The following is a 19,922-nucleotide window of genomic DNA, read 5'->3' on the forward strand; positions in this document are numbered from 1 at the left end:
CGAGGAGGCCACATGGCCGGAGTCAGCACGATCAAGCGCGGCGGAAGCCGCTTCTATGTGGACCCGAGTGACGGAGCGATCAAGGTCCCGGGCGTGACGAGCGTGGTGGGGATGGAGCCCAAGCCGTTCCTGGTGTATTGGGCGGCGAAGGAGTCGGCGGAGGCGGCCGTCAAGAACTGGGACGTCGTGAGCAAGCTCGTGGAGCGGGATCCCGCGGGCGCCACTGACTACCTGAAGAGCGCGCACCGACGGACCTCCAAGGCTGCGTCGGACCTCGGTTCCTCCGCACACACCTACTTCGAGAAGCTGGCTCGTGGGGAGAGCATCAACCTGCGGCACGTGCACGCTGACGTGCAGCCCCACGTGAAGCACTTCCGTGAGTTCCTGGACGAGGTCCAGCCGGAGTTCCTGCACCTGGAGGAGACCGTCTGGGACGACGACCTCCAGGTGGCTGGCTCGTTCGACGCCATCGCCAAGATCGACGGGGAGGTGGTGATCATTGACTGGAAGACTTCCAAGGCGGTCTACGAGTCGGTGGCCCTCCAGCTCGCCGCCTACCGCTACGCCACGCGCATCATCCTGGCGGACACGGGCGAGTCCATCCCGATGCCTGAGATCGCCGGCGGGGCCGTCCTGCACGTCCGCCCTGACGCGTGGGCGTTCCACCCGATCAAGTGCGGCCCGGACGTACACGAGGTCTTCAAGGCGCTGCGGGCGGTGTTCGAGTGGGACCGCGAAGGGAAGCGGGGCGTCGTCGGCAAGCCGATCGTCCAGGGCGGGGTGCGCCTCACCGGGACCGAGAGGCGGGCGGCGTGAGTACGAGAGGTGCAGGGCCGCTGAACTGGCGGACTGTGGGCGGCTACACGCCTGAAAGTGTGCGCCGTGCGAGCATCGTGCACAGCTTTCCCGCTGCCGCAGTGGCGGACATGTTGAACGCCGCCGACGAGGAGCACATCAAGCGTCTCAACAAGGAGAACGAGATTGGGGGCGAGGCTCGCCGGGTCGTTGGCGATGTCGCCGTGGCTATGGGCGTCGTTCTAGGCGACACCGGGCCGCGCATGTCGGTCTGGGATCCGGCGAACATGCAGCGCGTGGTGGCTGCTGCGAAGGCACTGAAGAAGGAGCGCGACGGCTACAAGGCGGCCTACGAGTTCAAGCCCGCGAGCATGCGGCTGGAGGGCCCGGGAGCGGAGATGCTGGCGGCTCGTCTGGACGACATCGACGAACTCCGAGCCACCATCGTCAGCCAGGCGCGGGAGATCGCGCGACTCAAGGGGGAGAGCGCATGAACGACGACCTGCTTGACGACGTCACCCGCGACGTGGAGTCGCTGAAGGAGGCCGTCCAGAACCTTCGCGAACTCATGGCCATGCGCGGGCCCGAGGCGACGGCCAGCATGTCCCGCGCCGACGCGCTGAAGGTGGCGCGGGAGCACGTCGAAGCGATGTCCACGAACTCCCGTGGCTTCCAGGACGGCGTCAGGCTGTCCGACAAGGTGCAGGCTGTGGATGCCTTCGCCCGATTCCTGATGGGGGAGAGCGTATGAGCTACGACTACACCAAGCCGCCGGCATTCACACCCCGACGACAGGCCCGAGTCCAGCGCCTGGCTGACGAGCGCAAGCAGCAGAACCAGGTACAGGGCGCCGCATTCGCAGCCGCCTGCGTCGTCCTGATCGCCGCCCTGCCCCTCCAGGCGTTCATCCTCATGCTCGCCACGGGTGCCGTCCACGGAGCGTTCATTGCCGTCCCCGCCATCGGCTACGGGACGTCGATCCTGTGGGTTCTCGGGGCGAACCTCCTCGCCGGCTTCACGCGCCGGCTGTTCCGCAAGTAGCGCAAGGCACACACGGGGGCGTCCACACCGGGCGCCCCCGCTTCGGCATGGGATGGGGAGAGATGGAAGAGGCTGGGGAGAGTCCCGACGAGCGTTCCGCCCGGTTGGCGAAGGCTCGGTACCTCCGGTGGAGAGTTCGACATCCCGATGGCGCTCGTGAAGCGTCTCGAAGGTGGCGTAAGAACAATCCTGGCTACGTGCACCCTGCGCGACGGGCGCTGAAAGCTGAGGTTGATGTACTCAAGTCCAAACCGTGTAGCGACTGCGGCCGATCCTTTCCCTCGGTCTGCATGGACTTTGATCACCGGGAGCCGGAGGTCAAGGTGCGCGCGGTGGCGAGCATGGTTCAGACCGGGTGGACCCGAGAGCTGGTCATGGCGGAGATAGCCAAATGCGACTTGGTCTGCGCCAACTGTCATCGAATTCGCACGTGGGGAGACTGCTGATGTTCAGCCCGGAATTCACGGCTTGGCCGAAGACACCGCGACTCTTCCGAGAGGTTGTGGTTACTGAAAAGCTGGACGGTACGAACGCTGGCCTTCACATCAGCGAGGACGGCCAGGTCGTCGCGCAGTCCCGGAAGCGAATCATCACCCCGGACAGCGACAACTACGGCTTCGCCCGGTGGGCGGCTGAGCACGCCGACGAGCTGGCGCACATCCTCGGTCCGGGGCTTCACTTCGGAGAGTGGTGGGGCCAGGGCATTCAGCGGCGGTACGGGATGACCGAGAAGCGCTTCAGCCTCTTCAACGTCGTCCGCTGGGGCACGCAGGCCGACGAGGACGGCACGACGATGAAGTCCCGGGCGGAGCAGTCCGACTTGGTCGGCCAGGTCGACGCTGTGCCGACCCTGTACCGAGGTGTCTTCGATCAGGACGTGATCGACGACCTGATGAAGGAGCTGCGGGAGAACGGTTCCTATGCCGCCCCCGGCTTCATGAACCCCGAAGGCATCTGCGTGTACCACTCGCAGACCCGTGGCGTCTTCAAGGTGACGCTGGACGCCAACGACGCCGGCAAGTGGGAGGCCGCAGCGTGAAGAAGATCATCACCGCCCTGGCCCTCGCAGCAGCGCTCACCCTGTCGGCCACCGCCTGCGACTGGGAGAACGACTCCACTCCGGCCGTGGAGATCGACTTCGACAGCCCGTCGAAGCACCGCAAGGCGCCGACGTACAAGGCGCCCAAGCAGTCCGCCCCGAAGGCCCCGTCGACCGGGAGACGCCGATGACCGACGACCCGACCCGTAGCCCCGATTGGTGCTGGACCCACGGCTGTCACCGTTCCGCCTGCCCGCCTCCGCCGGCCCCTGGGAGCCACTGATGACGCCCGAGGAGTACACCGAAGCCCTGGAGGCGGAGCGCAACGCCCGTAACGTCAGGGCGAAGTACATCGTCCGCGAGGAGCACGGCGGCTACATGCTGCTGCGTCGCAACGGCTCCGGCCAGTCCTGGGGCGTCACCTCCTACACCACGCACGCTACGGCGCAGCTCGCGGCTGACGTGCTGAACCGGCTGAAGGAGGACGAGGCGTGACGCTTGCAATCCTGGCGCTCGTGGTCAGCGTCGGCCACGTCGTCATGGCCTACCTGGTGCACCGCTACCCCGACGGCCCGCCCTGGCGGTAGCCGCGCAAGTCGACTTACGCACCACCCAGCCCCCGGTTGCTTCGGCGCCGGGGGCTTTCGGCGTAGGACCCCGACACAGGAGGCACTCATGTTCTTCGATTTCCGTCAGAACAATTCCGGAGGTGGCTTCGACTTCGACGCGGAGCGCGGCATCTCGTGTCACGTGATCGTCGAAGCGGCGAACGACGAGGAGGCGAACCGTCGGGCTGAGGCTATCGGCCTGTACTTCGACGGCGAAGGCGACTGCTCGTGCTGCGGGAACCGCTGGTCGGCGCAGTGGAGCGGCGACGAGGGCGACGAGGTGCCCTCGGTCTACGACGAGCCGGTGGAGACCGCCACGGTCTACATGAAGTGGATGGGCGACAACCCCGACGCCTTCATCCACTACGCCGACGGCCGCATCGTCGCGCACCACCTGACGAAGAAGAGCTTCTGATCCCCAGCCCCCTGTCTCTCCGGAGCAGGGGGCTGAGTGCGTAGGAGAACCAAGCAGAGGAGAGCCCAAGTGATCACCGCAGGAACTACCATCCACACCGCCGACGGCTCGTCGGTGACCATCACCCGGCGCGGGATCGAGTTCGACCTCGAAACCCGCAACGCCAAGGGCGAGACGATCTCGACTGTCGTCATGGCGGAGAAGGACGTCGTCGCGCTGCTGGACGGTGCCGACGATGAGCTGTACGGGAGGGCCGCATGAGCGCCCTGGAGCAGATCAAGGCGTACATCCTGGTGCACTACGAGGACTTCCCTCCGCCGTACGTGTCGGCCGTCATGCCGCAGATCGAGGTGGAGGCGCAGGAGCTGCACGACGCAGTGGCCGCGGAGCTGGCGGAGAAGATCCGGGTGGACAAGTGCGGAGACACCTCGCCCGACGGGGACATGTGCCCGTGCGGTGCGGCTGCGGCCGACCTCATCGACCCGGAGGTGGAGACGTGATCCGCCACATCGGCCGCTCCTGGGACGGCCCCGGCGTCGTCGAAGCTCTCTGCCCGTGCCCCAAGGCACCCTGCGGTCTCGTCGACATGGACAACGTGAACGACGAGTGCAAGCAGCACCCGCCGCTTCGCTGCAAGACGATCCGCACCGGGCACCGCCCGGAGGACTGCCCCGGCATCGGGCGGGACGTGGTCGTCGCGATGAAGCGGACGGCGGAGGCGCGTCAGGCGGTCGTCAACGCTGCCGCCATGGGTGAGCCCGAGGGATGGGTGAACGCCTCCTTGGATGACGCCATCGACGACTACCGGGCCGCCGTGGAGCACGAGGCCGCGGAGCGGATCCGCAACTCCGAGCGGCTCCGCGACTACACCGACGACCACATGGGCGACTGCAATGCAGCGGCCGACGCCATCGACCCGGACGTGGAGGAGACCACATGACACAGATCGACGCTGGCGAGCCCACCCCGGAGGCCGTCGCCCTGACTCGCCGCATGGACCGCTCCGATGCGTTCCGTGCGGCACACACGCTGACACACTCGCTCGACTGGGGTGGCTACCGGCCGGACGTAATCGACGTGCTCCGCGTGGCGGAGTTCCTGACGGAAGGGGAGGACTGATGTTCGGAGCACAGACACCGTCCGTCGACGAGCAGCGCCAGACCTTCATGGAAGGGCTGATGACGGTCCGCTCCACGGTCATCGCGCCGCTCTTCGACACGGCCGACGGCATGAAGGCGGACCTGGCCGCACGCGGGTGGTCGGAGACCGTTGCGGAGCACTTGGCCGCAACGTGGCTGGCGTCGATGCTGGCGAAGGTGGGGGAGGCGGCGTGACCTACACCCTCGCCGACGCCATCCGCGCCCAGTTCGAGCGCGACCACCCGGGCGGCAAGAACACCCTGCTCTGCGTCGGCCTGTGCCGGCGACGTAAGGACCGGAGGGATTTCCGAAAGACGCCCTGGCACGGTCGTGCTGCTGCGTGCCTGAACTGTGAGGGCTACGGCATCGGCGGCGCGCGACTCTGGGACCGGACGCACAACGACCGAATGGCGTGGAACCTGGAACAGGCCCGGGAGAAGCTCCGCATGTACCAGCGGTACGCGCAGTGGCTCCGGCTGCAACGGCTCCTGGCCACGGCCCCACGTACGGCTGAGGTCATGCGGGCCCGTGAGCAGCCCTACGTGGACGCCGTAGAGGCGGCCGTGAGGAAGTGGTCACCGCTCTGGACGCAGGCGCTCAGCAAGGCACACACGCACGTAGAGGAGGAAGTATGACCGTCAAACTGGTTCGGCCTTCGCCGTACCTGACGTTCGCTGCGGGTCCGTGGCTGCACCGTGCGAACATCGAAACGAGGGATCTCGGAGGGACAATCGGCACCACCCTGCGCTACGTCGGGGTGAACGGCCTAGGGAGTCGTCGGCTTCCGCTTGTCTCGTACCGACCTGGTACGCGGTGCTCCGATCGTGCAGTGGAGATCGCCGCACAGCACTTGTCGGCCGCCGTAGAGCAGGCCCAGATGTCCAGCCGTGTGGACGACGTCGATCTGGCATGGCTGAAGGAGTGCCTGGCTGACGCCGTTCAGGAAGATGGCTGCCATCTCTGGAACCCGTACGCGGGGGAGGAGGACTCATGGTGACCACCCCACTCTCCGGCGACTTCGCCCTGACCCGCATCGAGGGCATCACCGGCCGCCTCGTCGCTGCCGGCCAGGCCCTCGTCGGTGACGCTGCGCCGGTGCAGCACGCGTTTCTCTATGTTGGCAACGGCATGGTGGTCCAGGCCATGCCGTCCGGTGCAGAGCTGATTCCGCTGGAGGAGGCTAGCCCGGTTGTCCAGTGGTCGACGGGGCACTTCACTCTCACCGAGGACCAGCGGGACGCCATGGTGGTGGAGGCCGTGGCTCTCGTCGGCACCCCGTACAGCTTTCTGGACTACGCCTCGATCGCCCTCGCCCACTACCGCATTCGCCCGGCGTGGGTGCGGGACTTTGTGGCCGACACAGGGCACATGATCTGCTCCCAGCTCGTCGACGAGGTTTACCTTCGCGCCGGCGTGCACCTCTTCGATGACGGGCGGATCCCGGGGGACGTGACGCCGGGGGACCTGTGGAAGCTGCTGAACCCAAAGCGTGTGACATCGACGGACCGAGACTTGAGGAGGCTGGCCAATGGGTGAGGAGGCGACCGCCCTGCGTGCGGCGGTAGACCGTGCACAGCGCAAGATCGAAGCCGTGGAGGCTGCTCACGACGAGGCGGTTCGGGAGCGCAACGCCGCCGTGGCCGACGTGAAGCGTCTGGGAGAGGCACTAAAGGACGTCCGTGCGGATGCGGACTACTTTCAGGGATGGGCTGACGGCAACGGCCGTCGCCTGAACGAAGCGTTGGCGGAGATCGAGCGCCTGAACGACGAAGTCGCCCAGCTCCGAAGCGCGTGGAAGGTGTCCACTGCAACGCGCGAGTCGTACCGCCGGGTCACCCGAGACCTGAACGGGGTGATCCGCGAACTTCTCAGCGCCAGTGCGGAGCGCATGCACGAGCGCGACCGTTACCGCCTCGCCTGGCTCTCCGCCCGTCGACGTGCCGCGGAGGAGGCCAATCTCGGAGCCGAAGCGGTGGAGCACATCGCCGCGGACCGGGACCGCTGGCAGCGAGGCCACGAGCGGGCGGAGGCGCAGCTCCATGACGGCCGCCGGGCGAACGCTCAGCTACACCAGGAGTTGGCGCAGGTCCGGGCGAAGCTTCGCGACGCTCGTGCGTACGCCATGGAGCGGTGCAGCGACGACGGAGCGAACATCGCGTCCGCATCCTGGGTGCTGCACCTCCTGGGCGACGACTGACCTCCGCGAGTCGACTCGCGGAGACCTGAAAAACCTGGCCGCCCTGCGTCACATCGGGCGCTCACCCCTCCATATATAAGGCAGCGGGGGAGACGCCCGCTCGACTCACACGACCTACGAGAGGCATTCACACATGGCGAACAACGTCAAGGCAATCTGGGAGACCGACCCCGACGCGAAGCCGAAGGAGCGCACTTTCTCCAACGACTACGTCGGTCGCTTCCGCTCCGGGCGCCTCGTCGGCAAGCAGCCGGAGAGCCTGAACGAGTGGCGCGTGACGACCGGCGACCCGATCGTGGCCGCCAAGATCGCGGAGCTGTTCGGCGGGGAGCCCGCGGCTTGGGAGACCGACAAGGAGGACTCCACCGAGATCCTCACCGACACTCCCTCGGTGGACATCATCATCGAGAACAGCGACGCGCTGGACGCTTCGATGAAGTTGTTCGGCATGTCCGGCCTCGTCCACCACTGCGACGGTGTCAAGTTCCTCTCGCCCGAGGAGGAGAAGGGCGACCCCTGCGGCTGCCCGCCGGCCTTCCAGGACCGCAAGGACCGGGCGAAGTCGGGCCGCGGGCCGAAGCCGAGCGTCGACCTGACGTTCAAGCTGGCCGACGCTCCGGAGCTGGGCCTCTTCCGCTTCAACTCCGGCTCGTGGGAACTCGTCAAGGTGCTCCACAACGTCATCGCCGACATCGACAAGACCGGCGGCCGGGAGTACGCGGACGACGACACCGTGACGGAGAAGGGCGTCGCTGTCCGGGCCACGCTGAGCATCGAGAACGTCTCGTACACCACCAAGGCCGGCCGGGACGTGAGCTACAACAAGCCGGTCATCAAGGTGGTCGGCGTCGCGGAGGCAGCTCAGCCGGCCGACCTGGCGAAGGCTGCCTGACCCACCGCACGTCACACATGCGCCGCCCGTTCCGAGTAGAGGTCGGAGCGGGCGGCGCAGTCACGATTCTACGCACACGGAAGAGGAGAGAGCATGCCCATCCTGAGTTTGTGCTCGGGGTACGAAGGGCTGGGGATGGCGGTGGAGCCGCTGACCGGGGAGCGCGTGGCGTACGTCGCGGAGGTCGACGAGGCAGCCGCGAAGGTGCTTGCCCACCACTTCCCCGACGTCCCGAACATCGGAGACATCACGACGTACGACTGGACCCAGCTCGTCGGCCTGGTCGACATCATCGAGGCGGGGTTCCCCTGCCAGGACATCAGCCTTGCGGGACCAAGGACGGGAATCACTGGTGAGCGCTCGCGGATCTGGAAGAACGTTGCCGAAGCTGTTCGCGTCCTTCGACCGCGATACGTCTTCCTGGAAAATGTCGCAGCCATCCGGAGCAAAGCGCTCCAAGTCGTCGCCGCAGACCTGGCCGAGATCGGGTATGACCTGCGGTGGGTCTGCCTACGAGCTTCCGACGTGGGAGCCGCCCACCGACGAGACCGCTGGTTCGGACTCGCGACGCCGGCTGTCTGAGCCGTCGAAGCTCCTCCCGACTCCCCGGGCTTCCGATGGGCCCAACGGAGGCCCGAACCAGCGAGGGAGCGGTGGGGATTACGCACTGCCGGGAGCGGTGGTCAACCTGCTGCCGACGCCGACGGCTTCGGACGGGACGGGCGGCGCGGGGACGAGCCCCAGCCGCACTGGTGGCATGAACCTTCGGACGGCAGTGACGATGCTGCCGACGTTGGAGGAGGCCGAACTAGTCCAGGACTGGTCGGTATACGAGGCCGCCATCCGCTGGCAAGAGGCGCTCTCCGGCCGCGAAGCCCCGATCCCTACCGAGATCGGGCCGAAGGGCGGTCGCCGCCTGGCCGTCCGGTTCGCAGAGTGGCTGATGTGGCTGCCCGACGGGTGGGTCACCGCAGTTCCGGGGCTGTCCCGAGCGAAGCAGCTCCACAAGATTGGCAACGGCGTCGTCCCCGCGCAGGCGTACGAGGCGTTCCGCTACCTGCTCACGCTTAGCACTCACACAGAGGAGAACTGACATGGCACGCACACCCCTGACCGACTTCACGGGCGCGGAGATCCGCCCCGGCAAGCTGATCACCTTCGCCACCCGCCGCGGGAACCGTGTCCGAGTGACGGAGGCCGTGGTCGTGGAGACCAAGACGAACCGCGCGGCTGGCAGGGTCGTGCCGGTCCTGACCGTCCGCCCGACGGGCCGGGAGTCCGGCATCAGCGCCCGCAAGACGCTCGGACTGCGAACCATCGGCGCGGAACACGTGGTGGTCATCGGCGACGCGGAGGGACAGGCATGAGCGAGTTCAAGGTAGGGGAGACGGTCCGGGTCCTGATCGGCGGTGAGGGCGTCATCACGTACGGCCCGGTCAACAGCACCTTCGGGGACAAGGTGTACGTCGTCAAGCAGGACGGCGACGATGAGCGGGCGTTCAAGAGCAGCGACCTGGAGCCGACGCCGACCTTCGCCGTCGGCGACAAGGTGGCACTGGACACCCGAGGCGGTGAGCAGGCCACCGTGGAGTACGGCCCGTTCGACGGCGAGAACGTCTACGTGGTCAAGCTTGCCAAGCGGCCGACCGACGGCAACCCGAGGACGTTCACGGTGCTGGCCGGCATGATGCGTCCGGTCACCGAGCCCGGCCTTGTCCCCGTCGGCACCCGCGTGCGGGTGGACCGTGCGAAGTGGGCGGGGGATCAGCACGGCGAGACCGGTGTCATCCGCAGCAACACCGAGACGTGGACGCCCCACGACGATGTCGCCCACGTCTACGAAGTCGAGTTGGACAACGGCGGATCGATCGCAGTCGCTGAAGTTACCCCCGTCGACGAGCCGGCGAACGGCTACGAGTACGAGGGCGTCACCTACGAGCGGCACAGCACTTACCGCGACAAGGACGGCGACTACTGGGAGTTCGCCCGCCCGGATGAGGCCGTCAACGAGACCGACATGATGCGCCACGTGGACCCGCTAGGTGAACACGACGGCTTCCGCTACAGCAACGAGTCCCTTCGGAGCGTGCTCGCGAGATACGGACCCCTGACCAAGCAGTAACCACCCCGCCCCCGGCGCCCACGTGGCCCGGGGGCTGAGTGCGTAGAAGCACCACTGAGACGAGGAGACGAACATGGCGAAGATCGTCAACATGGGCAGCGTGACCGTGGAGCTGAGCGTTCAGGAGGTCGAGCTGATCCGCGCAGCGCTGAACTACTCCGTCCGCTACAACACGGAATGGGACAACCCCGAGGACCGCAAGGCGGACGAGATCGAGCGAGTCCTGTCCGGCGTGAACGACTGACCACCGCAGACCCTTCACACGAGGAGAACCCATGGCAGCTGCACAGTACGAGACCCGCACGCGCACGGTGGAGGAGACGGTCGTCGTCCTGACCCTCACGGAGGACGAGGCGGAGGAGTTGCGTACGATCGTCGGCCACGCTGACGGAACCCGTACGACGGTGCGCATCTACCAGGCGCTGGAGAAGATCGAAGCGCCGAAGCCAGCCCCGGCGGCCGACACGTTCGAGTACGACGGCGTGACGTACGACCTGAACGCGAAGTACAAGGACCGGGACGGCGACGTCTGGTCGTTCACGGGGAGGCTCAGCGACGACGGCATTCCGCGCGTGACGTACACCGGGTACGCCGACAACATCGACACCATCGCGGAGATCGCCGACAACTACGGCCCCCTCACCAAGGTCACCCCGTGACCGCCATCCACACCATCGACGCCGCCAACGCCCCGGCCCTGGGCGACATCCGGGCCGCCGGCGAGGAGGCCGTGATCCGGGTGAGGAGGAGCGCGACGGAGCGCAAGGACTTCAGCAAGGTCTGGGAGGCCGTCGGCGTTGCGTTTGTGCGCGGGGCCGTGGTCGACGTGATCAACAGGGGAGAGAGTTGATGAACGATACCTTCGGCACCCCCATCGAAGAAGGGGACTACGTCCTCTCCGCCGCCTCGTCGTCCAGCTACTTCAAGCTGGGTGTCGTCTACTTCGCCCCGTCTGGCCGTCCGATGATGGAGGTCACGGCCTCCAACTGGGACCGCGGAGCGAAACGCAGTGAGGTCGGCTCGAACGTCCTCGTGCTTCGCAAGGCGGACGGCACCGTACCGGCGTACGTGACGGGGGAGGCGGTCTGATGAGCCGCTCAGCCGGCATCGACGACACCGAGTTCTACCGGGTCGTGGAGACGTGCCCGCGGTACCGGGACGGGAAGCTGACGGAGGAGAAGATGCACTTCGTCTACGGCCCCTATCGCACGCTTGGCTCTGCGCGGGCCGCACGGTCACGCGAGCAGAGGAGCCCTGTCAGCACGCAGTCGACGTTCTCCATCGAGCGATCATGCGCGGCATGGGAGGCGGTCGAATGAACCACGACCCCACCCTCCGCATCGTCCGGGCCGTCCCCGACGAGGAGCCTGTCACCTTCAGCCAGCCGCGCAGCGTGTATGCCTCGTGGCCGTGGCTCACCGAGGAGTTCATGAGGGAGATGGAGGAGCAGTGAGCTACATCAACGTGCACAAGGTCAAGACCATGGCGGAGCACGGGGAGCGCGAGCAGACCCGGATTCCGCCCATCCACGAGAGCACGGAGGTTGCTAGCTCCCGGGAGGGCGAGGAGCTGTCGATGGCGGCGACCATCATCGATCTCGTCGACGGCCTGGACAACGGCGAGGCCCTCGTCATCACCGTCGACATCTTCTAAGGGGAGCGCATGAGCGAGCGAACAGTAACCCCCGGAGGCCCGTGGGTGAACGCCGGAGCCTTCGAGGTGCGCACCTTGATGGCCGACCCGATCGGCACCATCCGAGTCCGGCCGGTGTCGTCGACGGAGCCGCGCCGCTTCAAGGACTGCGACGGTGACACCTGGACGGAGTTCGAGCCGGGCTGGCTGCGGCTGACGGAGAAGGCGAACGGCAACAACTGGAACCTGGGCCTGGAGATGCCCATCGAAGACGTCCAGGCCGACCACGGACCCCTCACCGAGATTCGCCTCGACGTCGACGTCCGCGCGCTCCTGGCCGACGTGCTGGAGGAGCTAGCGAACGAAGTCCTTGAGGACTACTGGAGCGCCACCGACCCGACGTCGGAGCGGATCTACGGAAAGCTCGCCCACCGAATCCGCGGGCGGGCGTTGAAGCTGCGGGAGGCTGAGTGAGCCGCCAGCGCAAACCTTTGCGGGAGGTTCCTCCGCGAGATCTCCGCCCAGTCCCCGACTTTCCGGGCTTCTACGCTACTGAAGACGGATCGGTGTTCGTGCTGCGGGAACTGACACCCTCGTTCCGGAAGTACGCCCAGGTAAGTCACACCGCTCAGGGACGCACGGTGTGGACCACGGTTCATCGGCTGGTGTGCGCAGCGTTCCACGGTCGCCCTGCCGCCGGTCAACAAGCAGCGCACGGAAACGGCGATCGATGGGATAACCGGGCGGACAACCTGCGCTGGGCAACCGCCGCAGAGAATTCCGCCGACAAGAGGGCGCACGGTCGGTGGGGGAGACGATTCACCGAAGAAGAGGTGCGCGCCATGAAGGAGCTGATCGCCGCCGGAGCGCGCGGCGTTGACGTTGCCCGCGAGTTCAAGACGACTACCGGGTTCGTGAGCGAGCTGAAGAGCGGAAAGCGGTGGGCACATGTCCAACCCCAGTAAGCAAAAGGGCTCGGCATGGGAGTCCGCCCTCGTCGCCTACCTCCGCGAGCATCACAATCCGGGCGCCCGCAGGAACGCGCAAATGGGCCGGCTCGATATCGGCGACATCGACGGCTATTACCTCCACGCGCTGGAGGCGAAGGCGGAGAAGACCATCACCCTCTCCTCCTACATCGCGCAGGCCAACAAGGAAGCCGTCCACGCCGGCCAGCCCTACGGCTGTGCAGTCGTCAAGCGGCGCATGAAGGGCACGGCCGACGGCTACGTGGTGCGCGACGTGGCGACGGACGTGCGGCTGATGAACCGCATGCAGGAGATGGAAGGCGCGCTCCAGGACGTCGCCTTCGATCGCTGGTACGCACTCGACAAGCAGCACAGGGAGGCAGCGTGAAGCAGCGCATCGAGTTCAAGGGCTTCGTCGACGTCTACACCGACGAGCCGCTGACACAGGAGGAGGCCCGGAAGTACGTGGGGGACGCGCTCCTCTTGGGCGACAAGCACGCTGACATGTACTGCGCGTTCATGGACGACGTCACGTTCTTCTCGTCCGTCGGCGACGACGAGTAGCCCGCGCAAGTCGACGTACGCAAGGCCCCAGCCCCCGGTGACTTCGGTCCCGGGGGCTGAGTGCGTAGAAGCACGACAAACGAGAGGTACGCCAATGAGCACACCAGAAGTGCCGCCAGTGGGCGGGGAGGTGCTGTATGAGAGCAGCACCAGCCGTGTGGTGTGGGGCGACTGCCGCGATACGGAGGTGATTCGGTCGGTGCCAGACAGGTACGGCCTGCTGTGCGTCGACCCACCGTACGGAGTCGCTTACGACTCCGGCCGGAGCACAACCTTCACTGAGATCGAGGGTGACGACGGGTCCGTCGACTGGGCGTCGGTGCTGGCGGAATGGGTCGGTCCCGACGGGACGCAATCGCGAGGCCTGGCGGACGCGCGGCATGTGTACGTCTTCGGGTACCGGCCGGACGAACTACAAGGCCCGCTCAGATTGGGTGGATCCGCCGAACTGATCTGGGACAAGCAGAAAACCGGGATGGGCAACCTGGTGCATCCATGGGGGCCGGCTCACGAGCCGATCACGTTTGGAGTGCACGTCAAGCGCCCTTCTGACCGGGCCAAGGGTGGCGGGCGCCTGTCTGCGCGCCTGCGCCGGGGGTCTGTCCTGTCGTACCCGCGGCCGAATGGTGGGTCAGCGGTCCGCCACCCCAACGAGAAGCCCGTTCCGTTGATGGCGGAACTGATCGAGTCGTCCACCGTCCGCGGTGATCTGGTCGTCGATCCGTGCGCCGGATCTGGGTCGACGCTCGTAGCCGCCGTTCTGTTGGGGCGACGAGCGTGGGGCGTGGAGATTGACCGTGCGAACGCCGTCCAAACTGCCGAACGTGTTCAGGCTGCGGAGGCGGTTGCCGCCTCGCAAATGACTTGCTGACCCTACCCAACCACGAAAGGAGAGCCGTGCGACTGACCGAAATCCTGGGGCGCCTGAGCGGCGTGGAGGAGGACCACGACGGATACCTGGCCCTCTGCCCAGCCCATAACGACCGTCGCCACCCGTCGCTCAAGCTCACGCTGAAGGCCGACGGCATGCTTCTGGTGGTGTGCCGGACGGGCTGCGAGAAGACTGACGTCCTGAAGGCCATGAACCTCGCGGCCGCGGACCTGTACAACGTCGACGGCCAGGGAGCCCGCACCATCTCCGCCAAGGTCCCGGAGACCGTCGGCCCCGGGGAGATCGCCGGTCTCCGTCAGTTCATCGACGAGACGTCGGCCGCACTGGCGGCGTCAGACGAAGCGACGAGCTACCTGGCCGACCGCTTCGGGCTGACCGTCGACCAGGCGGAAGACCTAGGCGTCGGCTACGCAGCACCTGGAGATCGACCGCAAGCCTGGCTGACGCGCGGATTCACCCGGTACCCGAGGATCACGGTTCCGCTCTATGGCGCCGACGGCGTGGCTCGCGGACTCCAGGGTCGGGATATCGGCGGTAAGTGCCCTGCTCGGTGGGTGTCGTTGGCCAACCCCGACGGACGCATGTGGGCCAAGTATGGTGTCCTCTCCGCGGGCACAGGCTACGACACGATCCTTGTTACGGAGGGCCCGGGGGATGGACTAACGTCCGTGGGCGTCGGTTACGACGCGCTGATCATCCGCGGGGCTGGCGTAGCCCGAAATGCAGCGCTCGTCGCAGAACTCGTCACGGTCCTGCGCGGTCGCGATGTGGTGTTTGCCTTCGACCCGGACGACGCAGGGGCGCGGGGCATCGCGGCTCTGTCGGAGGCGCTGGCGGCCGATGGCAACACCGCGCGGCAGCTTCAGTTTCCCAACGCCAAGGAAGACCTGACGGCCTGGCGCGAGCGGACGACCGAGACCTTCGCGAGCGAGCTGCACACCGCCGTCCGATCCGCGCCCGTCGTCGACCTGACGCCGGAGCCCACCTCGGAACCGCCGAAGAAGGAGGTAGACATGCCCGCGACCGACGCCGCTCTGGCGGAGATGGACCTCTCTTCCCGGCAGCTCTTCGACAACACGGACGTCGGCATCGCGGTGCGCCTCCGTGACTTCATGGCGCGCACAGGCGGAGGCGTTCGCTACGCCGCCGGTCTCGGCTTCCTGACGTGGGACGGCATGATCTGGACGCCGGGGGAGGCGAAGGTCAGGGAGTCCTTGCACCTCATGGGCGCCGAATTGATCGCCTCCGGGGAGGACGCTGACCGACGGCTGGCGATCAAGGCTCTGTCTAACCGGTCCATCGACGCCGTGATGAAGGAGCTTCCCTCCGTACCGGGAGTTCCCGCGTCGGCCGGCGACTTCGACGCTCGTCACGAGCTGCTTTCTGTCGAGAACGGGACAGTCGACCTCCGCACCGGAGAACTCCGGCCGCACCGTCCGGAGGACATGATCACCAAGCGCCTCGACCTGGCGTACAACCCGGAGGCGAAGGCGGATCGGTGGGAGCAGTTCCTCACCGAGATCTTCCCGAACCACCCGGAGCTGCCGGCGTACATGCGACGGCTCGTGGGCTACGGAATCACCGGGTCGACATCGGAGGAGTGTTTCGCCTTCCTTCACGGCGATGGCAAGAACGGGAAGAGCAAGTTCCTTGGAGCGCTCATCGACACGTTCCGCGGCGTCACCAAGTCGACGGAGTTCTCCACTTTCGAGTCGCGCGTCTCCGTCGGCCAGGCGTCGCCGGAGGTGGCTGCCCTTCGCGGTGCCCGCCTCGTGACGGCGTCGGAGACCGAGAAGTACAGCCGTCTGGCGGAGGGGCTGATCAAGCAACTCACAGGCGGCGATCCGGTGACGTGCCGACAGCTCTATGGCGCTCCGTTCACCTACGTGCCGTCGTTCCTCCTGCTCGTGGCTGGCAACTACAAACCCGCCATCTTGAGCCAGGACTACGGCATCTGGAGGCGAGTGAAACTCGTCCCCTTCGAGGCGTCCTTCCACGGCGCGAAGGCGGACTTGCGCCTTGCCGAGCGCCTCCGGGAGGAGCGGGCAGGGATCCTTGCGTGGGCCGTACGTGGTGCCCGTGAGTGGTACGCGCAGGGTCTCGGTGAGCCGGATTCCGTTGCCTCCGCCACGCAGGACTACCGGGAGTCGGAGGACCGGCTCGAAGAGTTCCTCAAGGCGTGCTGCGTCCGGGAGGAGGGCGCTCGGGTCGCTCCGATGGCGATCCGCCGGACGTACAAGGAATGGGCGGAGGACGCCGGCCTTGACCGGAAGGAGATTCTCTCCGGCTGGGCCCTCGCGGTCGAGCTGGAAAGCCGTCACTTCAAAAAGGACAAGCGCAAGGGCTCGTGGGGCTTCAACGGGCTGCGCCTCATGACGGATACCGAGAAGGAGACCGCGAGTCGACTCACGGAGGGCGACGAGGAGCCGCCCGACGACGGACCGACCGACATCTTCGGACAGACCAAGGAGGACGCTGCATGATCAACCACACCTTCCCCGTGCTCGGTCAGCACATCCCCGTGCGCGTCCCCCAGACTGTCGACGACTTCCGTGAGTTCCAGCGGTACGTCATCGACCGTGCGAACGCTGGGGAGCGGGTCGCGTACGACACGGAGACGACGGGGCTCGACACGTTCAGCCCTGGTTTCCGTATTCGAACCGCTCAGTTCGGCACCCCTGATGAGGCATGGGTGCTCCAGGTGGAGAAGGGATCCGACCTTCAGCGCCTGGCGACGTGGGCCCTGCGCACGCTGCCGGCGCTGTCCATGCAGAACCGCAACTTCGACATGTTGGCTTCCGACAGGCACTTGCCCGGAATCAAGTTGGAGGAGCTGGCACCGAAGACGCTCGACACCTACATCTACAGCCACCTGTCCGACCCGCGCCGCCGGGATCAGGGCGGCGTAGGTAACGGTCTGAAGGACGCATCCTCCCACTACGTCGACCCGTCGGCCCCGGACACCCAAGGTGGGCTGATCGAGGAGTTCCACAAGATCGGCTACACCAAGGACACCGGGTGGCCGCACATCGACATCGACAACCCGCTGTATCTCTCGTACGCCGGCGGTGACGTGATCCTGACGTCTCGCCTCCTGCCGAAGGTGCAGCAGCGCGTCAGGGAGCTGGGCGTCAACCCCAACCTCCCCGCCTTCGAGCACGAGGTGGGCTACGTCTGCGCCCTCATCGAGCGGCGCGGAATGCGCATCAACCGCGAGTACACAACGCAGCTCTCCGCGGAATTGCTGGAGGAGTCGGCCCGCTGGGCGGAGGAGGCGAAGAAGTACGGCGTCGACAACGTCAACAGCACGAAGCAACTCTCTGCGGCGCTCCTGGGCATGGGTGAGGTCATCCCGGAGCGGACGGACGGCGGGGCGGTCCAGGTGAACGGCAAGGTTCTCAAGCGCCTGGCCGATGTCGACAAGGACTGGGAGCCGATCGAGTCCCGGACCCCGAACCCGCTCGCGATGGCCGTTCTGCGCAGTAAGCGGGCGTCGAAGTGGCGCACGTCCTACGCGGAGGCGATGCTTCGCACGGCCGACGAGAACGATCGCGTCCACCCGAAGATCGGCGCCCTTGCCGCCCGCACGGCGCGCATGTCGATCTCGGACCCGCCCTTCCAACAGCTCCCGTCGGGCAAGTGGGAGGTTCGCCATTGCGTCGTCGCCGATCCGGGGCACCGGGTGATCTCGGTCGACTACTCGTCGGTGGAGCCGCGCGTCATGGCGGCGCTGTCCGGCGACGAGAAGATGACGGCAGCCATCCTCCGCGGCGACGACCTGCACAACCTGACGGCTGCCTCGGTCTACGGCCCGGACTTCACGCCGGGGCAGCGCAAGGTTGCCAAGGTCGTGCAGCTCGGGGTGGCGTACGGCGGGGGAGCGGCAACGATCGCTGCTCAGACCGGCCTTACTCTCCAGGCTGCACAGGCTGCGGTGAAGGGCTACAAGCGGACGTACCCCCGACTGGCACGGTACATCCGGGCCCTTCAGAGCCAGGTCATCCGGGACGGTTACACCCTTCGGACTCCGTCGGGCCGGCGGCTCGTGTTCGACCGGGACGCCGCGTATGCCAGCTTCAACGGTGAGATCCAGTCGACGGCGCGCGACATCTTCGCCCAAGGGCTGTTGGAGATCAACGCCCGTGGCCTCACACCTCACGTCCTGCTTCCGGTCCATGACGAGATCGTGGCAGACGCCACTGACAGTGAGGCTCATGAAGTCGCTCGGGAGATCGGGGAGGCCATGACGATGTCCCTCCGCGGTATCCCGCTTGGAACCGATCCTGACGTCGGTGGCGGCTCGTGGGGGTCGCTCTACATGAAGAAGGCCGACACAATGATGGCCAACGACTCGTGGTACGCCGCGCACCCCGACGAGGCGCGGGCGGCAGAGTTGGCACGCAAGTGACGCCCCGTCGACTACCCGCCCCAACCGGCCAGCGACTGACCGTGGTTGACCGGACGGTGGCGGGAATCGCTCCCTCTGCCGTCCGGGCCACGAGACGACGACGTCCCATAAGTCCCCCTCTGCGCACCTCTGAGCCTCCGACCGGCCTCTCCCGTCGTGACGTACTGCGACGGTGGGAGGAGCTGGAGTGGTGGAGCTGTGTCTACTGTGACGCCTCGTTCGGCCCAATGGTTGTAGCGGAGGCGGACCACATAACTCCGCTTGCGAAGGGGGGCGTTCATGCGTTCGTCAACCTCGCTCCGGCGTGCGCCGACTGCAACCGGGCCAAGAGTGATCTGGATATGTCGGACTGGATGGCACTAAGTGCAGGTCAGCGCGGCACAGAGGGCAACGAACTCGTCACGCGTCGCGCACGACACACGCGCACACAAAATCCATAAGGTCACGAAACGATTACGAAGACGTGGAGTCCCGTGTCTTGTGTCGGCCGACAAACCCGCAGGTGGGATGGGTCGGCCGACACAAGTATGACTAACTCTGCGTGCCGGGTAGACCGTCAAATCGGTACATACCCCCGGTAACCCCAGCCAGTAACCGGCCACCCGATGATTGCCCGTGGAGGACCCGTGACCTACAGTTCCGAACACGTCGAAGAAGTACAGCATTTGACCACCCTGGCCGACGAGATCCGCTGTGATCTGGCCGAGATGGATCGCTTGCTGAGCATCTACGACGACGCAGTGACCATGCCGGGACGGACGCCCGACATGGACGCGGACGGCACCGGCCGGAAAGCAAGTACCGGCCCCTCTCGCCCGACGGAGCGTGTGGCGCTAGATGAGGCCCGCACCGCTCTACAGCACGAACTCGCAACCGGTATCGAGTACCTGACCCGCGCAAGGGCCTACGTGCTCGGCACCACCGCAGCTATGGACCGGGCCCTTCTTCGCTGGGAGGGGGAGGAGCCGGTTCTCAGTACGGGGGAGAGCCCATGCTCGTCATCACTGGACCGCAGCGGACGCCCGACGAACGAGGCGATCTGATCGAAATGTCCGCGCTCGTGGACGCCGTCTTGGTGACGGACCGTCCGACCTTTGCCGACGTCACCGGCCTGTATCGCCTGGCCGGCTGGGAGTGCTGCGCGCAAGCCTTGGCCGACGTGGCACTGGCTGTTTCGTTCGGCTGGCCAATCAAGGATCTGGCCTTCTAG

39 protein-coding genes are annotated in these 19,922 nt (G+C 66.6%); all 39 read left to right on the forward strand.

Going from position 1 to position 19,922, the window contains the following annotated elements:
* The first annotated feature begins 12 nt into the window (after positions 1-12).
* Positions 13-816, forward strand: a complete 804-nt coding sequence (locus ACFWM7_RS01330) for a PD-(D/E)XK nuclease family protein (RefSeq protein WP_383253651.1) — start codon at positions 13-15, stop codon at positions 814-816.
* A gap of 35 nt (positions 817-851) precedes the next feature.
* Complete coding sequence (locus tag ACFWM7_RS01335; RefSeq protein WP_383253653.1) at positions 852-1,289, forward strand: hypothetical protein; 438 nt, start codon at positions 852-854, stop codon at positions 1,287-1,289.
* Positions 1,286-1,546: a hypothetical protein gene (locus ACFWM7_RS01340; protein ID WP_383253655.1), complete on the forward strand. Its 261-nt coding sequence runs from the start codon at positions 1,286-1,288 to the stop codon at positions 1,544-1,546. The genes ACFWM7_RS01335 and ACFWM7_RS01340 overlap by 4 nt, the downstream gene beginning before the upstream one ends.
* On the forward strand, positions 1,543-1,836 hold the full coding sequence (locus tag ACFWM7_RS01345) for a hypothetical protein (RefSeq protein ID WP_383253657.1): 294 nt from the start codon (positions 1,543-1,545) through the stop codon (positions 1,834-1,836). Before ACFWM7_RS01340 ends, ACFWM7_RS01345 begins: the two co-directional genes overlap by 4 nt.
* 391 nt (positions 1,837-2,227) lie before the next feature.
* Positions 2,228-2,875 (forward strand): RNA ligase family protein, encoded by a 648-nt coding sequence (locus tag ACFWM7_RS01350; RefSeq protein WP_383253658.1) that lies wholly within the window; start codon positions 2,228-2,230, stop codon positions 2,873-2,875.
* Positions 2,872-3,066, forward strand: a complete 195-nt coding sequence (locus tag ACFWM7_RS01355; RefSeq protein WP_383253661.1) for a hypothetical protein — start codon at positions 2,872-2,874, stop codon at positions 3,064-3,066. Before ACFWM7_RS01350 ends, ACFWM7_RS01355 begins: the two co-directional genes overlap by 4 nt.
* A 91-nt stretch (positions 3,067-3,157) precedes the next feature.
* Complete coding sequence (locus ACFWM7_RS01360; protein WP_383253663.1) at positions 3,158-3,370, forward strand: hypothetical protein; 213 nt, start codon at positions 3,158-3,160, stop codon at positions 3,368-3,370.
* A gap of 180 nt (positions 3,371-3,550) precedes the next feature.
* Positions 3,551-3,898, forward strand: coding sequence for a hypothetical protein (locus ACFWM7_RS01365; protein ID WP_383253665.1), 348 nt, complete (start codon positions 3,551-3,553; stop codon positions 3,896-3,898).
* Between the two features lie 69 nt (positions 3,899-3,967).
* The gene (locus ACFWM7_RS01370) at positions 3,968-4,159 is read left to right on the forward strand and encodes a hypothetical protein (RefSeq protein WP_383253667.1); all 192 of its coding nucleotides are present in this window, start codon (positions 3,968-3,970) and stop codon (positions 4,157-4,159) included.
* Positions 4,156-4,398, forward strand: a complete 243-nt coding sequence (locus ACFWM7_RS01375; RefSeq protein WP_383253668.1) for a hypothetical protein — start codon at positions 4,156-4,158, stop codon at positions 4,396-4,398. The genes ACFWM7_RS01370 and ACFWM7_RS01375 overlap by 4 nt, the downstream gene beginning before the upstream one ends.
* Complete coding sequence (locus ACFWM7_RS01380) at positions 4,395-4,838, forward strand: hypothetical protein (protein ID WP_383253670.1); 444 nt, start codon at positions 4,395-4,397, stop codon at positions 4,836-4,838. The genes ACFWM7_RS01375 and ACFWM7_RS01380 overlap by 4 nt, the downstream gene beginning before the upstream one ends.
* Positions 4,835-5,017, forward strand: a complete 183-nt coding sequence (locus ACFWM7_RS01385) for a hypothetical protein (protein ID WP_383253673.1) — start codon at positions 4,835-4,837, stop codon at positions 5,015-5,017. Before ACFWM7_RS01380 ends, ACFWM7_RS01385 begins: the two co-directional genes overlap by 4 nt.
* Positions 5,017-5,232, forward strand: a complete 216-nt coding sequence (locus tag ACFWM7_RS01390) for a hypothetical protein (protein WP_383253675.1) — start codon at positions 5,017-5,019, stop codon at positions 5,230-5,232. The genes ACFWM7_RS01385 and ACFWM7_RS01390 overlap by 1 nt, the downstream gene beginning before the upstream one ends.
* On the forward strand, positions 5,229-5,672 hold the full coding sequence (locus ACFWM7_RS01395) for a hypothetical protein (protein WP_383253677.1): 444 nt from the start codon (positions 5,229-5,231) through the stop codon (positions 5,670-5,672). Before ACFWM7_RS01390 ends, ACFWM7_RS01395 begins: the two co-directional genes overlap by 4 nt.
* Positions 5,673-5,866: 194 nt before the next feature.
* Complete coding sequence (locus ACFWM7_RS01400; protein WP_383253679.1) at positions 5,867-6,034, forward strand: hypothetical protein; 168 nt, start codon at positions 5,867-5,869, stop codon at positions 6,032-6,034.
* On the forward strand, positions 6,028-6,573 hold the full coding sequence (locus ACFWM7_RS01405) for a hypothetical protein (RefSeq protein ID WP_383253681.1): 546 nt from the start codon (positions 6,028-6,030) through the stop codon (positions 6,571-6,573). The genes ACFWM7_RS01400 and ACFWM7_RS01405 overlap by 7 nt, the downstream gene beginning before the upstream one ends.
* On the forward strand, positions 6,566-7,234 hold the full coding sequence (locus tag ACFWM7_RS01410; RefSeq protein ID WP_383253683.1) for a hypothetical protein: 669 nt from the start codon (positions 6,566-6,568) through the stop codon (positions 7,232-7,234). The genes ACFWM7_RS01405 and ACFWM7_RS01410 overlap by 8 nt, the downstream gene beginning before the upstream one ends.
* Before the next feature lie 133 nt (positions 7,235-7,367).
* Entirely contained in the window at positions 7,368-8,126 is a 759-nt protein-coding gene (locus ACFWM7_RS01415) for a hypothetical protein (RefSeq protein WP_383253685.1), read from the forward strand.
* A 93-nt stretch (positions 8,127-8,219) separates the two neighbouring features.
* The gene (locus ACFWM7_RS01420) at positions 8,220-8,708 is read left to right on the forward strand and encodes a DNA cytosine methyltransferase (RefSeq protein ID WP_383253687.1); all 489 of its coding nucleotides are present in this window, start codon (positions 8,220-8,222) and stop codon (positions 8,706-8,708) included.
* 97 nt (positions 8,709-8,805) lie between these two features.
* Positions 8,806-9,219 (forward strand): DNA (cytosine-5-)-methyltransferase, encoded by a 414-nt coding sequence (locus ACFWM7_RS01425; RefSeq protein WP_383253689.1) that lies wholly within the window; start codon positions 8,806-8,808, stop codon positions 9,217-9,219.
* Between the two features lies 1 nt (position 9,220).
* Entirely contained in the window at positions 9,221-9,493 is a 273-nt protein-coding gene (locus ACFWM7_RS01430; RefSeq protein WP_383253691.1) for a hypothetical protein, read from the forward strand.
* Positions 9,490-10,248 carry a phiSA1p31-related protein gene (locus ACFWM7_RS01435; protein ID WP_383253693.1) on the forward strand — a complete coding sequence of 253 codons (759 nt, stop codon included), beginning with the start codon at positions 9,490-9,492 and terminating at the stop codon, positions 10,246-10,248. The genes ACFWM7_RS01430 and ACFWM7_RS01435 overlap by 4 nt, the downstream gene beginning before the upstream one ends.
* A 73-nt stretch (positions 10,249-10,321) precedes the next feature.
* Positions 10,322-10,492: a hypothetical protein gene (locus ACFWM7_RS01440; RefSeq protein WP_383253695.1), complete on the forward strand. Its 171-nt coding sequence runs from the start codon at positions 10,322-10,324 to the stop codon at positions 10,490-10,492.
* Positions 10,493-10,523: 31 nt separating this feature from the next.
* Complete coding sequence (locus ACFWM7_RS01445) at positions 10,524-10,907, forward strand: phiSA1p31-related protein (protein ID WP_383253697.1); 384 nt, start codon at positions 10,524-10,526, stop codon at positions 10,905-10,907.
* Positions 10,904-11,098 carry a hypothetical protein gene (locus ACFWM7_RS01450; RefSeq protein ID WP_383253701.1) on the forward strand — a complete coding sequence of 65 codons (195 nt, stop codon included), beginning with the start codon at positions 10,904-10,906 and terminating at the stop codon, positions 11,096-11,098. Before ACFWM7_RS01445 ends, ACFWM7_RS01450 begins: the two co-directional genes overlap by 4 nt.
* On the forward strand, positions 11,098-11,337 hold the full coding sequence (locus ACFWM7_RS01455) for a hypothetical protein (protein WP_383253704.1): 240 nt from the start codon (positions 11,098-11,100) through the stop codon (positions 11,335-11,337). The genes ACFWM7_RS01450 and ACFWM7_RS01455 overlap by 1 nt, the downstream gene beginning before the upstream one ends.
* Positions 11,337-11,567 carry a hypothetical protein gene (locus ACFWM7_RS01460; RefSeq protein ID WP_383253706.1) on the forward strand — a complete coding sequence of 77 codons (231 nt, stop codon included), beginning with the start codon at positions 11,337-11,339 and terminating at the stop codon, positions 11,565-11,567. Before ACFWM7_RS01455 ends, ACFWM7_RS01460 begins: the two co-directional genes overlap by 1 nt.
* Complete coding sequence (locus ACFWM7_RS01465) at positions 11,564-11,701, forward strand: hypothetical protein (protein WP_383253710.1); 138 nt, start codon at positions 11,564-11,566, stop codon at positions 11,699-11,701. Before ACFWM7_RS01460 ends, ACFWM7_RS01465 begins: the two co-directional genes overlap by 4 nt.
* Positions 11,698-11,901 carry a hypothetical protein gene (locus ACFWM7_RS01470; protein WP_383253712.1) on the forward strand — a complete coding sequence of 68 codons (204 nt, stop codon included), beginning with the start codon at positions 11,698-11,700 and terminating at the stop codon, positions 11,899-11,901. Before ACFWM7_RS01465 ends, ACFWM7_RS01470 begins: the two co-directional genes overlap by 4 nt.
* Positions 11,902-11,910: 9 nt before the next feature.
* Complete coding sequence (locus ACFWM7_RS01475) at positions 11,911-12,354, forward strand: hypothetical protein (protein ID WP_383253714.1); 444 nt, start codon at positions 11,911-11,913, stop codon at positions 12,352-12,354.
* Positions 12,351-12,845, forward strand: a complete 495-nt coding sequence (locus ACFWM7_RS01480; protein ID WP_383253717.1) for an HNH endonuclease signature motif containing protein — start codon at positions 12,351-12,353, stop codon at positions 12,843-12,845. Before ACFWM7_RS01475 ends, ACFWM7_RS01480 begins: the two co-directional genes overlap by 4 nt.
* An 82-nt stretch (positions 12,846-12,927) precedes the next feature.
* Complete coding sequence (locus ACFWM7_RS01485) at positions 12,928-13,236, forward strand: hypothetical protein (protein ID WP_383253718.1); 309 nt, start codon at positions 12,928-12,930, stop codon at positions 13,234-13,236.
* A complete protein-coding gene (locus ACFWM7_RS01490; protein WP_383253722.1) occupies positions 13,233-13,412 on the forward strand; it encodes a hypothetical protein in 180 nt (59 codons plus the stop codon). Before ACFWM7_RS01485 ends, ACFWM7_RS01490 begins: the two co-directional genes overlap by 4 nt.
* 94 nt (positions 13,413-13,506) lie before the next feature.
* Positions 13,507-14,283 carry a DNA-methyltransferase gene (locus ACFWM7_RS01495; RefSeq protein WP_383253725.1) on the forward strand — a complete coding sequence of 259 codons (777 nt, stop codon included), beginning with the start codon at positions 13,507-13,509 and terminating at the stop codon, positions 14,281-14,283.
* A 26-nt stretch (positions 14,284-14,309) separates the two neighbouring features.
* Entirely contained in the window at positions 14,310-16,787 is a 2,478-nt protein-coding gene (locus tag ACFWM7_RS01500; protein ID WP_383253727.1) for a phage/plasmid primase, P4 family, read from the forward strand.
* On the forward strand, positions 16,784-18,712 hold the full coding sequence (locus ACFWM7_RS01505; RefSeq protein ID WP_383253729.1) for a DNA polymerase: 1,929 nt from the start codon (positions 16,784-16,786) through the stop codon (positions 18,710-18,712). Before ACFWM7_RS01500 ends, ACFWM7_RS01505 begins: the two co-directional genes overlap by 4 nt.
* Positions 18,713-18,768: 56 nt before the next feature.
* Positions 18,769-19,152 (forward strand): HNH endonuclease, encoded by a 384-nt coding sequence (locus ACFWM7_RS01510; RefSeq protein ID WP_383253772.1) that lies wholly within the window; start codon positions 18,769-18,771, stop codon positions 19,150-19,152.
* 186 nt (positions 19,153-19,338) lie between these two features.
* On the forward strand, positions 19,339-19,755 hold the full coding sequence (locus tag ACFWM7_RS01515) for a hypothetical protein (RefSeq protein WP_383253731.1): 417 nt from the start codon (positions 19,339-19,341) through the stop codon (positions 19,753-19,755).
* Between the two features lie 5 nt (positions 19,756-19,760).
* On the forward strand, positions 19,761-19,922 hold the full coding sequence (locus tag ACFWM7_RS01520) for a hypothetical protein (protein ID WP_383253733.1): 162 nt from the start codon (positions 19,761-19,763) through the stop codon (positions 19,920-19,922).

Source organism: Streptomyces sp. NPDC058375 (assembly GCF_042723425.1).
In the GTDB taxonomy this organism is placed as follows: Bacteria; Actinomycetota; Actinomycetes; order Streptomycetales; family Streptomycetaceae; genus Streptomyces; species Streptomyces durocortorensis.

Coding starts and splice junctions, on each gene's coding strand:
- ACFWM7_RS01330 (WP_383253651.1), top strand. CDS start 13: ATGGCCGGAGTCAGCACGATCAAGCGCGGCGGAAGCCGCTTCTATGTG.
- ACFWM7_RS01340 (WP_383253655.1), top strand. CDS start 1,286: ATGAACGACGACCTGCTTGACGACGTCACCCGCGACGTGGAGTCGCTG.
- ACFWM7_RS01345 (WP_383253657.1), top strand. CDS start 1,543: ATGAGCTACGACTACACCAAGCCGCCGGCATTCACACCCCGACGACAG.
- ACFWM7_RS01350 (WP_383253658.1), top strand. CDS start 2,228: ATGCGACTTGGTCTGCGCCAACTGTCATCGAATTCGCACGTGGGGAGA.
- ACFWM7_RS01360 (WP_383253663.1), top strand. CDS start 3,158: ATGACGCCCGAGGAGTACACCGAAGCCCTGGAGGCGGAGCGCAACGCC.
- ACFWM7_RS01365 (WP_383253665.1), top strand. CDS start 3,551: ATGTTCTTCGATTTCCGTCAGAACAATTCCGGAGGTGGCTTCGACTTC.
- ACFWM7_RS01375 (WP_383253668.1), top strand. CDS start 4,156: ATGAGCGCCCTGGAGCAGATCAAGGCGTACATCCTGGTGCACTACGAG.
- ACFWM7_RS01385 (WP_383253673.1), top strand. CDS start 4,835: ATGACACAGATCGACGCTGGCGAGCCCACCCCGGAGGCCGTCGCCCTG.
- ACFWM7_RS01390 (WP_383253675.1), top strand. CDS start 5,017: ATGTTCGGAGCACAGACACCGTCCGTCGACGAGCAGCGCCAGACCTTC.
- ACFWM7_RS01405 (WP_383253681.1), top strand. CDS start 6,028: ATGGTGACCACCCCACTCTCCGGCGACTTCGCCCTGACCCGCATCGAG.
- ACFWM7_RS01410 (WP_383253683.1), top strand. CDS start 6,566: ATGGGTGAGGAGGCGACCGCCCTGCGTGCGGCGGTAGACCGTGCACAG.
- ACFWM7_RS01415 (WP_383253685.1), top strand. CDS start 7,368: ATGGCGAACAACGTCAAGGCAATCTGGGAGACCGACCCCGACGCGAAG.
- ACFWM7_RS01420 (WP_383253687.1), top strand. CDS start 8,220: ATGCCCATCCTGAGTTTGTGCTCGGGGTACGAAGGGCTGGGGATGGCG.
- ACFWM7_RS01430 (WP_383253691.1), top strand. CDS start 9,221: ATGGCACGCACACCCCTGACCGACTTCACGGGCGCGGAGATCCGCCCC.
- ACFWM7_RS01435 (WP_383253693.1), top strand. CDS start 9,490: ATGAGCGAGTTCAAGGTAGGGGAGACGGTCCGGGTCCTGATCGGCGGT.
- ACFWM7_RS01440 (WP_383253695.1), top strand. CDS start 10,322: ATGGCGAAGATCGTCAACATGGGCAGCGTGACCGTGGAGCTGAGCGTT.
- ACFWM7_RS01445 (WP_383253697.1), top strand. CDS start 10,524: ATGGCAGCTGCACAGTACGAGACCCGCACGCGCACGGTGGAGGAGACG.
- ACFWM7_RS01455 (WP_383253704.1), top strand. CDS start 11,098: ATGAACGATACCTTCGGCACCCCCATCGAAGAAGGGGACTACGTCCTC.
- ACFWM7_RS01460 (WP_383253706.1), top strand. CDS start 11,337: ATGAGCCGCTCAGCCGGCATCGACGACACCGAGTTCTACCGGGTCGTG.
- ACFWM7_RS01465 (WP_383253710.1), top strand. CDS start 11,564: ATGAACCACGACCCCACCCTCCGCATCGTCCGGGCCGTCCCCGACGAG.
- ACFWM7_RS01475 (WP_383253714.1), top strand. CDS start 11,911: ATGAGCGAGCGAACAGTAACCCCCGGAGGCCCGTGGGTGAACGCCGGA.
- ACFWM7_RS01485 (WP_383253718.1), top strand. CDS start 12,928: ATGGGCCGGCTCGATATCGGCGACATCGACGGCTATTACCTCCACGCG.
- ACFWM7_RS01495 (WP_383253725.1), top strand. CDS start 13,507: ATGAGCACACCAGAAGTGCCGCCAGTGGGCGGGGAGGTGCTGTATGAG.
- ACFWM7_RS01505 (WP_383253729.1), top strand. CDS start 16,784: ATGATCAACCACACCTTCCCCGTGCTCGGTCAGCACATCCCCGTGCGC.
- ACFWM7_RS01520 (WP_383253733.1), top strand. CDS start 19,761: ATGTCCGCGCTCGTGGACGCCGTCTTGGTGACGGACCGTCCGACCTTT.